The organism is Rhodococcus sp. P4_F3_2, assembly GCF_056401335.1.
In genome coordinates, this window is the sequence record NZ_JBFUJN010000068.1 from 1 (window position 1) to 10185 (window position 10185).

Consider the following 10185-nt stretch of genomic DNA (forward strand, 5'->3'; position numbering starts at 1 on the left):
CGACGACGACTGAGGCCTCGACCAACCCTTCGGCGTCGCAACGTCCGAGCAGCAGCGCTTCCCCCGCGACCAACGCAACTTCGCAGACTGAGAGTTCATCTAGCGAAGCACCCTCCGAGACGCAGTCCCCTTCCGAGTCGCAGTCGAGTTCCGAGCCATCCTCGGAGGCCGCGGTTCCGCCGGCTGGACCGTCTGATCCGCAGGGGCCGTCAGCGGGCGGCGGAGCACCTGCACCCTCTGCCGGTGGACCGGCGAACGCTGCGCCGGGCGCAGTCGCAGCACCGTCCGCGCCCGAGGTTCTGGCCGCACCGGCACCCGTAGCTCCCCAGGTACCGTCGAACGCTCCGAACGTCGCGAGTCCCAGTGAGAACCCGCAGGCATTCCCGACAGCATTCACTCAAGGTCTTCCACCGATTCTCAACGCTGCCGCCGTCGCCGGCGGTGTGGGCGGAATGGCAGTCGTAGCGGCCGGTGCGGGAGCAATGACTTTCCGCGGAGCATCGTTGCAAAAGGCACGTTTGGCTGCCGCACGTGCCGAATTCCTGGCACCCGGATCACAGGGAGGTGCGTGAGTCGTGCCGGACAGACGTTCACATCGCCGCGTTCTGGCCGCGGTGGATGCCGTATGTGACGCAGCAGCGTCGTCGGAGGCTGTGTCACTGCTTACGGTGGTGCAGACAGTCGCTCGCGAGCGTGGGCGCCCGATCGAGATCGATCTGGAAACCCCGCTCGCCACCGGAGTGTGCGGTCAGCGCCGGGCCTACGACGACCACGACGTCATCGTTTTGGCTCCCGGGCTACCCAATGTCGAGCGAACTCTGGCACATGAGTTGGGGCACATAGTGTTTCGGCACGAGGGTGCCGAGATCGCCGAGGCGACGCTCGAGGTCAGTGACGATTTGATCGCCTACATGTTGAGTCAACGTTCTCTGCGGCGCAACGAACCCGTGCCGATGGATGACATCGCGGAGTGGGAAGCCGAGACGTTCGCGTCGATGTTGATCATGCGTCTGCGAACGATGAGTGGCCGTGGGACACCGCTGTCGGTGTTGCGGTACGACGAGGCGATCGGATGATCTTTTGGGCTGTGTCCCTTCTCGTCTGGGTTGCAGCCGGCGCGAGACTGGGTCGAGTTGTCGCGCGCACCGCGACGCCGTTGCGAATGTCGATGGTCTTCGCAGGCTTCTCGGTCGCATTGTCGTCGACGGTCATGGTGCCGGCGGTGTGGGACATCGTCGATCGAATTGCGCCGGAGCAACATGCCGCAGCGATGATCGTCATCGTCTTGTGGACCGCGTTGTCTGCGGCCAGTGCAGTCGGAGCCGTGTCTGCCTGGCCGGTGATGTCGCGTCCAGCTATGCGCGGCCTCGCCACGGTGCTGTACTCGGTGGGGCTCCTGGTGGCGATCGCGGTTCTTTTCGGATACCCAGCGCCGGCCCTGATCTTTATCATTGTCGCTCTGTCCCTTGTCATTTCGACGGGGCTACGGCACGTTGCCTGGGCGCCGTTGGGTCGCGGTATCGCATTGATCGTGACAGGTTCGTCGGTCTTGCTTGTCGTGGTCGTCGTGATGCTGGTCGAATCGATCGGTGGCACCAGCGCACTCGAATCGGATATCTGGACGGGCGCAGGGGTGTGGTTCATCGCTGCCTCGAGTGTTCTGATAGCGCTGGGCATCACGTGGGTGCTTCTCGAGACCTGGTTGCGCGCACGACGAGACTTGTATCGCCTCCGGCGGATGCATGCGCTTCTGGTGAAGCGATTCCCCGAGGTTGTCGACGCGGACAGTGCCGGAAGTACGTCAGTACTCCGGGCATCGGACATGATCGCCCAGATCATGGATGCGATGTACATACAGTCCGGCGCCGGGATGTTCGACGTCGGTGGACAGGAACCACCCCGGGCAGTTACCGCCCATGCAGGAATACTTGCGGGGTGGATCGCGGATCCATTGGCCTCGGATGTGTTGGACACCAGATGGATTGCGCCACCTGAGAAGATGTCGGCGCGCCGATGGGTGTTGTTGTTGGCGAAGGAACTCGATGAAACGACAAAAGTAGGTCGACGTTCGTAGTCGACCTACTCCATGTCAATTCAGTGCTTCAGCACATTTGCATCAGCGTGACGCGTCGGGCGGAACCTCTGGCAAACCCTCACTCGCGCGGAGCTTTTCAGCCATCGTGGTGAGCAGATTCTGCGATTCTTCCGACAGGTCGAATGCGCGGCTCGAGAGGCGGCGAAGGCCGTAACCTTGGAGCTGCGAGAGCAGTTCGAGGTCGTGATCGATCTTGGCAGCGTAGATGTCGTTGAAGAAGTAGTCGGGCTTCACCTTGAAGAACCGGGCGAACGCAGCGACTGTCTCGTCCGAGGGGTTGGTGCGCTGTCCCGAGCGGAGCTGCGAGATGTACGGCTTGGAGATCTGATGGCCGTCTTCGATGAGCGCTGCCGCAACCTCGGCGTTGGTGTGGGGTTTGCGCCCCGGAGGATGAACACTGTCGAACAGTTTGTTCAATCGTTCTGCAAAGTCAGCCATTGTGAACCGCCCCGTAATCCTCTCTAGCTAGCAATTGTCCGTTCAGTGAATCCTACGGTATCACGCGGATAACCGATCGGTAGCTCACCGTAGTCTGTTTAGTGGACCAGTTGTCAAATGTGTCCGAGATTCGATTCGTTCGGCCATTGAGTGCTCAGCTATGTCTCAGCGCACATTGAGTATCGGCCGCACGAAGATTGTGCAGCTACGGTCGCGCTATTCGAACCTTCCATTACTTGGTTAATGTGCCCAGTATCAAACCTTTCACCCGTTTTGGCGATATTAGCTAAGCGTTAGCCTGGTTTTTCATATGTGTTCCGAAAGGAAAACCGCAGTTCAGTGACGGTGTGGAGTGATGCGGTTGCAATTATGGCGACTGTTCGCGATGTTGCTCGAATCACTTCGGGGTTGAACCTTGAACGGTTTGCCGGAATGCAATCTGCGCTAGCTAAACCCCCTGCGTAGGTGCAGAATTGTGATATGAAACACACGATGAGCGATGACGAACTGCGCCGCGCGATCCGTGAAATCCAGGATCGAGCCCACGACGCACGCAAGCGTGGGGACGATGTAGCGGCGGAAGAACTCGACCGTACGGTCAGGGGCTATCAAGAGCAGATGGCTCAGCGTCTGTAGCTGTCGGTGGGTTCGGCGGCTGCCGCCGAGGTCGTGGGTTATGGCATGCTCACGGCCGCAATGCGTGTTTCGGGGCGGCCGCACAACGCGTGCGTAGACTTTCCCGCATGTCCACAGTACGAGTGCGGGGGAGTGTCGATCCATGTCAGTAAGGTCGCTCGAGGGTAAGAAATGCCTGATCACCGGCGCTGGTAGTGGGATAGGACGCGCAACTGCACTGCGGGCATCCGAGGCCGGAGCCGAATTGTTTCTCACTGATATCAACGACCGTGGATTGCAAGAGACTGCCGCAATGGTTGGTGCCGGAGGGGGCACGGTCAGTTTGGCCAAGGCACTCGATATCTCGGATTACGACGAGGTCGTGAAATTCGGTACCGAGATTCACACTCAATTCTCTCCGATGGATGTCGTCATGAATATCGCCGGCATTTCAGCGTGGGGAACTATCGAGAACCTTGAGCATCGGCACTGGAAGTCGATGGTTGACGTCAACCTGATGGGACCGATTCATGTCATGGAGACGTTCGTTCCGCCCATGATCCGCGCCGGCAAGGGTGGGCACCTGGTCAATGTGTCTTCGGCCGCTGGGCTCTTGGCACTGCCGTGGCATGCCGCTTACAGTGCGAGCAAGTTCGGCCTTCGCGGGGTCTCCGAGGTGCTGCGATTCGATCTGAAGCGGCACGGAATCGGCGTCAGTCTGGTTGTGCCTGGTGGGGTGAAGACGCCTTTGGTGGGAACCGTGGAGATCGCGGGTATCGACCGGGATGACCCGCGGGTCAAAAAGCTCACGCATCGGTTCGAGAAGCGCGCGGTCTCCCCGGAGAAGGTGGCCTCGTGCATTCTGCGGGGAATCGAGAAGAACACGTACCTCGTGTATACGTCCAATGACATTCGATTCGGATACTGGTGGGCCCGCAAATTCGCCCCGCCTTACGAGTTCGTGATGCAAAAAGCGAACGACCAGTTCAGTAAATTGCTCAAGCGATGAGCATTAACTCCGACGGGACTTTTATCTAGTCGAATAGGGACCAAAGTCATGCCGAAGAGTTTTCACTTCGATATCGAATTCAAATATCCGATCGACGACGTGCATCGAACTTTGACTGACCCGAGTTATTGGAAAGTCCGACTCGGAGACCTTTATGCCACCTCGGACATCGAAGTTGGAGACGGATCGATCGAAGTATCCGTGTCCGAGGAAATCGACTCCGCCTCCCTCCCTAACCTGGTCGCCAAGGTTGCGCCGAGTCGACTCGGTCTGACACGGGTCGACCACTGGGGGCCTCTGTCTGACGGGAAGGCCGCAGGGTCGGTCACCGGAATCGCGCACGGACTGCCGATACGAATCGAGACGACGCTCGACCTCACCGCCGCCGAGTCCTGCACGCGACTGGTCGTCGACGGAACGGCCGAAGTGAAGATGCCGATCATCGGCGGCCAGATCGAGAAGTTGCTGAAGAAGACCGTCGAGGACTTGCTGGGGCGCGATCGGGACGCTGTCGAGTCATTTCTCGCCTGAGTCGGCGCCGAAATCCACCTCCAGAACGCGTGCACCTGGGCCGGCGGCAGCGAGTTGATCGTGAGGGTTTGCGAGGGCGCATCCCTCCAGTGAGAGACACCCGCAACCTATGCAACCGGTGAGATTGTCGCGTAGTCGTTCCAGTTGCTCGATGCGGAGATCGAGGTGGCGCCGCCATCCGGTCGACAACCGTTCCCAATCTGCGCGGTTCGGGGTACGGCCTTCAGGAAGTGTGCCGAGGGCTTCCCGGATTTCCGACAGTGGAATGCCGACGCGTTGCGAGATTCGGATGAAGGCGACGCGTCGAAGCGTGTCTCGTTGGTATCGACGCTGGTTGCCGCTGGTCCGGCGACTGACGATGAGGCCTTCTCGTTCGTAGAAATGCAGGGCCGAGACGGCGACACCGCTGCGCTCGGAGAGCTGGCCGGGCGTAAGTTCCTTGGCTTTCCACGACGGCATCTCCATGGCGACTACCGGTCCGTCGCCCGGTGGAGGGTGGCGTGGAGATGATGCGTCAGCGGGGTGTCGCCGTGCGCCATCCACAAGTCGTAGGTCAGGGTGTCGCCTTGGACGCGCATGACTCGCCGGACGTCGTGAACCGGTTTTGCGTCGGGCGATGCTGCGAGCGTGAGACGGGTCAAGGCAAGAGTGCCTTCGGAGTCGACGGTGCCGCGATGGATCTCCACAAATCCGGTGGGCTGGCTGACCAGCAGTTCGAGCTCACCACCAGGTGTCGGGCGCAGGTAGCCCGATTCCATGTGAAGTGGTCGGCCGTCGGGGAGCCCTCGAGTGCGCGACGAGTAGGTGACAAACGGTTTCGGAGTCGGAGCGAACTCGATCTCCTCGGAGTACTCGAAGTCGTCGATGGTGGGGAAATGTCCGGCTCCAGCGCCGACCCAGCGCCCGGTGAACCTGTCGATTCCGGCGCCGCTCAGCGCCGCCTGATCCGTGCTACTCATTGCGTGGTCCTCTCGCCTGCGTCGGATCAGACGTTACGCGGGCCGGTACGGAAGCTGCTTGTCCCTGCTGGGTGGGGCCTACGGGATTAGTGTTCACTCATGAACGCTTCTGGCTCCGTCCCCCTCGGTGTCGATTCCGAGGTGGGCCGATTGCGATCGGTCATTCTTCATCGTCCGGGCGACGAGTTGAAACGATTGACTCCGCGCAACAACGACGAGCTGCTGTTCGACGCGTTGCCGTGGGTGGACCGCGCGCAGGAAGAACACGATCAGTTTGCGACCGTCCTTCGTGAGCGCGGCGTCGAGGTACTGCTTTTGTCCGATCTCCTCACCGAGGCGCTCGAGGTCAGTGGCGCAGCGAGGATCCAGGGAATCGCGGCCGCCGTCGACGCACGCAAGATCGGCCACGCGCTCGGGCAACACCTGGCTGCGTACCTGCGAAAGGTAGAGCCGAAGGAGCTGTCGTCGATCCTTACTGCCGGAATGACGTTCGACGAGCTGCCGATCGACGCCGGCTCGACCTCGTTGGTGCGCAGGATGCATCACGGCGGTGACTTCGTGATCGACCCGCTGCCCAACTTGCTCTTCACCCGCGATTCGTCGTTCTGGGTCGGGCCACGGGTCATCATCACGTCCTTGGCGTTGTCAGCGCGAGCTCGCGAATCCTCGATCACGGATCTCGTCTACGCGCATCACCCTCGATTCAAAGGCGTGCGCCGCGCGTACGAGTCGCACACGGCTCCTGTCGAGGGAGGTGACGTGCTGCTTCTCGCGCCGGGGGTGATCGCGATCGGTGTCGGTGAACGTACATCACCCGCCGGCGCAGAAGCATTGGCGCGTAGCGTGTTCGACGACGGTCTCGCCCACACGGTGTTGGTTGTTCCGATCGAGCAACGCCGAGCGTCTATGCATCTCGACACGGTCTGCACCATGGTCGAGGCCGACGCGGTCGTCATGTATCCGGCCATTCAGGACACATTGGCAGCGTTCACCCTTCGCAAGGAAGACGACGGGGTGAGTATTCGCGGTGCGACGCCGTTCCTCGAAGCGGCAGCCGACGCCATGGGAATCGGAAAACTTCGAGTGATCGACACCGGACTCGACACGGTGACCGCCGAGCGTGAGCAGTGGGACGACGGCAACAACACGTTGGCCGTCGAACCGGGCGTCGTCGTCGCTTACGAGCGCAACGTCGAAACGAATGCCAGGCTGGAGGCCTCGGGTATCGAGGTTTTGCGAATCGCGGGTTCCGAACTGGGCTCCGGTCGCGGTGGACCTCGCTGCATGTCCTGCCCGATCGCCCGCGATCCGCTGTGAGCGGTAGACGTCAGAGAATCTCTTCCACCTTGGCTGCCGGACGCGCGAGCACCGTGCCCTTGTCAGTGACGACGAATGGGCGTTCGATCAGAATTGGGTGCTCGATCATCGCGTCGAGGATCTCGGATTCGGAAGCGTCGGCGAGTCCGAGGTCCTTGTACTGCGTTTCGCGCTTGCGAACCGCTTGACTGGGCTCGAGGCCGGCGTCGGCGATGAGTTTTTCCAGCTCGGATCGGGTAGGCGGAGTATCGAGGTACTTGACAATGGTGGGTTCGATGCCGGCTTCCCGGATGAGCCCGAGAACGGTCCGCGAGGTGTTGCACCGTTGATTGTGGAAGATGGTTGCAGATGCCATGTTCGTCATTCTGCCTCTGCGTCCGAACTCGTGGGACAAACAGGGGAACAACGGGCCGCTCCGGAGTGCTGCACCTGAAGTACCGACGTGTGAGGAGAAAACGATGACGGAACATCGAAGTGTGGACGAACGACGCGTGGTCATTGCCGGCGGGCACGGCAAGATCGCGCAGCACCTGACGTACCTGCTGGCAGGACATGGCGATCGGCCGGTAGCGCTGATCCGCAACTCCGCGCACGAGGGTGCGGTCCGCACACTCGGCGCGTTCCCCGTGGTGATCGATCTGGAATCCTCCACGGTCGAGGAAGTTGCGAAGGTACTCGACGGTGCCGACGTCGCGGTCTTCGCCGCGGGCGCCGGACCTGGTAGCTCGATCGAGCGCAAGGACTCCGTCGACCGAGCTGCGGCGGTGCTGTTGGCCGATGCCGCCGAGAAAGCGGGAGTACGTCGGTTCATTCAGATCAGCGCCATGGGTGCTGGTGACGAAATACCGGAGAACACCGACGAGGTTTTTGCCGCCTACCTGCGGGCGAAGACGGCAGCGGAGGAAGACCTGAAGACAAGGTCTTCGCTGGATTGGACGATTCTTCGGCCAGGCCTTCTGACGGACGACGACCCGACCGGTGAAGTATTGCTTGCGCAGCCGCCCGTCGATCGAGGCTCTGTGCCTCGAGCCGATGTCGCCGCGGTCGTCGAAGCGCTCATCGATGCGCCGTCCAGCGTCGGCCAGACATTGGTTCTGACCTCCGGCCCGCATACGATCCGCGAGGCGATCGAGGGCTTGTGACCGAGAAGATACGACGAGGGTGACGATGAAGATCGCAATCGAACACGATTCCTCCACAGCTCCGTACGACCAACTGCGGCAACAGATTATCGAGCAGGTTCACGGTGGCGGATTGATCGCGGGAACCAAGATCCCGACGGTGCGAGCGTTGGCCTCGGAGCTGGGATTGGCGGCCAACACCGTCGCGAAGGCTTATCGCGCGCTCAGCGATCAGGGCGTCATCGAAACGAGGGGAAAGCAAGGGACATTCATCGCTTCGGGGACCGATCCGGTGCAGGCGCAGGCCGAGCAGGCGGCGACCGCGTTTGCGCATAGGGTCCGCTCGCTCGGGTACTCCGACAGTGAGATCGTCGCCATGGTGGAGTCGGCATTGAGAGGTGCATGACACAATGTTTAAGTTGACGCTTCAACTTAAAGCTGTCAGTCTTGGCTCATGAATTCGTCGATTGCTCGTGACCTCGGACTCCTCATCGCCCGTGTCGGCCTCGGGATCATCTTCATCGCCCACGGTTGGCAGAAGTTCTTCACCTACAAGATCGCCGGAACGCAGGCCGCGTTTGAAGGGATGGGCGCCCCGCTCCCCAAGATTTCTGCGGTTGTGGCTGCATCCATCGAACTCGGCGGCGGAATCCTGCTCATCGCGGGTCTGTTGACCCCGCTCGTCGGCGCTCTGCTGTTCCTCGACATGGTCGGCGCGTTCTTCATCGTGCACGCGGACAAGGGTGTCTTCATCGACAACGGTGGCTACGAACTCGTCGTCGCACTCGGTGTCGGATCGCTCTTGATCGCTGTGATCGGCGCAGGACGCATCAGTATCGACGGATTGATCGGCAAGGGCAACGGTTGGGTTAAAACCCCAGCTTGATCGGGGTGAGAAGGCGGGTTCAACGGACGTTGAGCCCGCCTTCCGGCTTGCTTTTGGCCCATAAAGTGACGAACGTAGTCATCTATGGTGACGAAATCTGATCGATCCGAACAAGATTCCGGGGCCAACGAAGAGCGCCCGGAGACGGGCTTTACTCGAGTAGGCGTTCGGACCGACTACGTGGTGTTTTCCGTGGCGGCTGCCGCGGTGCTGGCTATTGTCGTGTGGGGCCTCGTAGCTCCCGACAACCTCGATTCGGTAACCGGAAGTGTTCTCGGCTGGTTGGTGACGAACATCGGCTGGCTCTTCGTACTCGCAGCTTCGGCTTTCGTGCTGTTTTCCATCTACCTCGCGGTCAGTCGATTCGGCGACATTCCGCTGGGCAAGGACGGTGAGAAGCCCGAGTTCCGAACCGTCAGCTGGATCGCGATGATGTTCAGCGCCGGCATGGGGATCGGCCTCATGTTCTTCGGTGTCGCGGAACCGCTTGCGCACTACGTGACTCCGCCTCCCGGCACCGACGGTGGCGTCGGAACTGCTATGGCCACCACCATGTTTCACTGGGGTCTTCATCCTTGGGCGATGTATGCCGTTGTGGGCCTTGCCATTGCATACGGGTCGTATCGCCGAGGACGCAAGCAACTGTTCAGTTCGGCCTTCATTCCGTTGCTCGGTCGCAAGGCCGAAGGGCCGATCGGCAAGGTCATCGACATCCTGGCGATCTTTGCCACACTTTTTGGTACCGCAGCATCTTTGGGGCTCGGCGCACTTCAGATCGGCTCCGGTTTCGAGGTAGTCGGCTGGATGGAAGAAGCCGGCGTATTCCTGCTCGTGGCCATCGTTGCGGTGCTGACCCTGGCATTCGTCGCTTCGGCAGTTTCCGGTGTGGCCAAGGGAATTCAGTGGCTCTCCAACATCAACATGGTGCTCGCGCTGATCTTGGCGCTGTTCGTGTTCGTTCTCGGGCCGACCGTGCTGATTCTCAATCTGCTCCCGACGACCATTGGCGCATACGTTTCCGACCTCGCCCAGATGTCCGCCCGCACGGGTGCGTCGTCGAATCCTGAAACGGGCGCGTGGCTTTCGTCGTGGACGATCTTCTACTGGGCATGGTGGGTGTCTTGGACGCCGTTCGTCGGCATGTTCCTGGCACGCATCAGCCGCGGCCGCACGATCCGCCAGTTCATCGTCGGCGTCATCGCCGTTCCCACGAC

Annotated in this window: 14 protein-coding genes and 1 pseudogene; 10 read left to right on the plus strand and 5 right to left on the minus strand. The window is 61.0% G+C overall.

Translation table 11 applies throughout. The features are described 5' to 3' along the window. A pseudogene (locus AC1DWA_RS32350) lies at positions 1-397 on the minus strand (hypothetical protein); the annotation flags it as partial. Between the two features lie 178 nt (positions 398-575). On the opposite strand from AC1DWA_RS32350, the gene AC1DWA_RS32355 reads away from it, so the two are divergent. Together AC1DWA_RS32355 and AC1DWA_RS32360 are read left to right on the plus strand one after the other, a co-directional pair. Next, a complete protein-coding gene (locus AC1DWA_RS32355) occupies positions 576-1076 on the plus strand; it encodes an ImmA/IrrE family metallo-endopeptidase (protein WP_003946241.1) in 501 nt (166 codons plus the stop codon). After that, positions 1073-2074, plus strand: a complete 1002-nt coding sequence (locus tag AC1DWA_RS32360; protein ID WP_477846243.1) for a hypothetical protein — start codon at positions 1073-1075, stop codon at positions 2072-2074. Before AC1DWA_RS32355 ends, AC1DWA_RS32360 begins: the two co-directional genes overlap by 4 nt. A gap of 42 nt (positions 2075-2116) precedes the next feature. Here AC1DWA_RS32360 and AC1DWA_RS32365 read toward each other — a convergent pair whose 3' ends face one another. Beyond that, complete coding sequence (locus tag AC1DWA_RS32365; protein ID WP_003946231.1) at positions 2117-2533, minus strand: helix-turn-helix domain-containing protein; 417 nt, start codon at positions 2531-2533, stop codon at positions 2117-2119. 492 nt (positions 2534-3025) lie between these two features. Here AC1DWA_RS32365 and AC1DWA_RS32370 point away from each other — a divergent pair, with 492 nt between their 5' ends. The 3 genes from AC1DWA_RS32370 to AC1DWA_RS32380 all read left to right on the plus strand — a co-directional run bounded on the left by AC1DWA_RS32370 (position 3026) and on the right by AC1DWA_RS32380 (position 4688). Beyond that, positions 3026-3169 carry a hypothetical protein gene (locus AC1DWA_RS32370; protein ID WP_162267916.1) on the plus strand — a complete coding sequence of 48 codons (144 nt, stop codon included), beginning with the start codon at positions 3026-3028 and terminating at the stop codon, positions 3167-3169. Positions 3170-3311: 142 nt separating this feature from the next. Then, positions 3312-4157: an SDR family oxidoreductase gene (locus tag AC1DWA_RS32375; RefSeq protein WP_019744717.1), complete on the plus strand. Its 846-nt coding sequence runs from the start codon at positions 3312-3314 to the stop codon at positions 4155-4157. A gap of 48 nt (positions 4158-4205) precedes the next feature. Next, entirely contained in the window at positions 4206-4688 is a 483-nt protein-coding gene (locus tag AC1DWA_RS32380) for a DUF2505 domain-containing protein (RefSeq protein ID WP_019744716.1), read from the plus strand. Here AC1DWA_RS32380 and soxR read toward each other — a convergent pair. Together soxR and AC1DWA_RS32390 are read right to left on the minus strand one after the other, a co-directional pair. Further along, positions 4674-5153, minus strand: coding sequence for a redox-sensitive transcriptional activator SoxR (soxR, locus tag AC1DWA_RS32385; protein ID WP_019744715.1), 480 nt, complete (start codon positions 5151-5153; stop codon positions 4674-4676). The genes AC1DWA_RS32380 and soxR overlap by 15 nt on opposite strands. A gap of 5 nt (positions 5154-5158) precedes the next feature. Then, positions 5159-5647: a heme-binding beta-barrel domain-containing protein gene (locus AC1DWA_RS32390; protein WP_069146403.1), complete on the minus strand. Its 489-nt coding sequence runs from the start codon at positions 5645-5647 to the stop codon at positions 5159-5161. A 99-nt stretch (positions 5648-5746) separates the two neighbouring features. On the opposite strand from AC1DWA_RS32390, the gene arcA reads away from it, so the two are divergent. Further along, positions 5747-6964, plus strand: a complete 1218-nt coding sequence (gene arcA / locus AC1DWA_RS32395; RefSeq protein ID WP_019744713.1) for an arginine deiminase — start codon at positions 5747-5749, stop codon at positions 6962-6964. 10 nt (positions 6965-6974) lie between these two features. On the opposite strand, the gene arsC is transcribed toward arcA, so the two are convergent. After that, positions 6975-7328, minus strand: coding sequence for an arsenate reductase (glutaredoxin) (gene arsC / locus AC1DWA_RS32400; RefSeq protein ID WP_020970331.1), 354 nt, complete (start codon positions 7326-7328; stop codon positions 6975-6977). Between the two features lie 94 nt (positions 7329-7422). Between arsC and AC1DWA_RS32405 the strand changes: the two genes are divergently transcribed. The 4 genes from AC1DWA_RS32405 to AC1DWA_RS32420 all read left to right on the plus strand — a co-directional run. Then, positions 7423-8106: an SDR family oxidoreductase gene (locus tag AC1DWA_RS32405; protein WP_477846242.1), complete on the plus strand. Its 684-nt coding sequence runs from the start codon at positions 7423-7425 to the stop codon at positions 8104-8106. A 25-nt stretch (positions 8107-8131) separates the two neighbouring features. Next, complete coding sequence (locus AC1DWA_RS32410; RefSeq protein WP_020970329.1) at positions 8132-8491, plus strand: GntR family transcriptional regulator; 360 nt, start codon at positions 8132-8134, stop codon at positions 8489-8491. Between the two features lie 48 nt (positions 8492-8539). Beyond that, positions 8540-8971, plus strand: a complete 432-nt coding sequence (locus AC1DWA_RS32415) for a DoxX family protein (protein WP_020908616.1) — start codon at positions 8540-8542, stop codon at positions 8969-8971. An 84-nt stretch (positions 8972-9055) separates the two neighbouring features. Beyond that, a partial coding sequence (locus tag AC1DWA_RS32420; RefSeq protein WP_477917539.1) for a BCCT family transporter occupies positions 9056-10185 on the plus strand: 1130 nt, incomplete at its 3' end.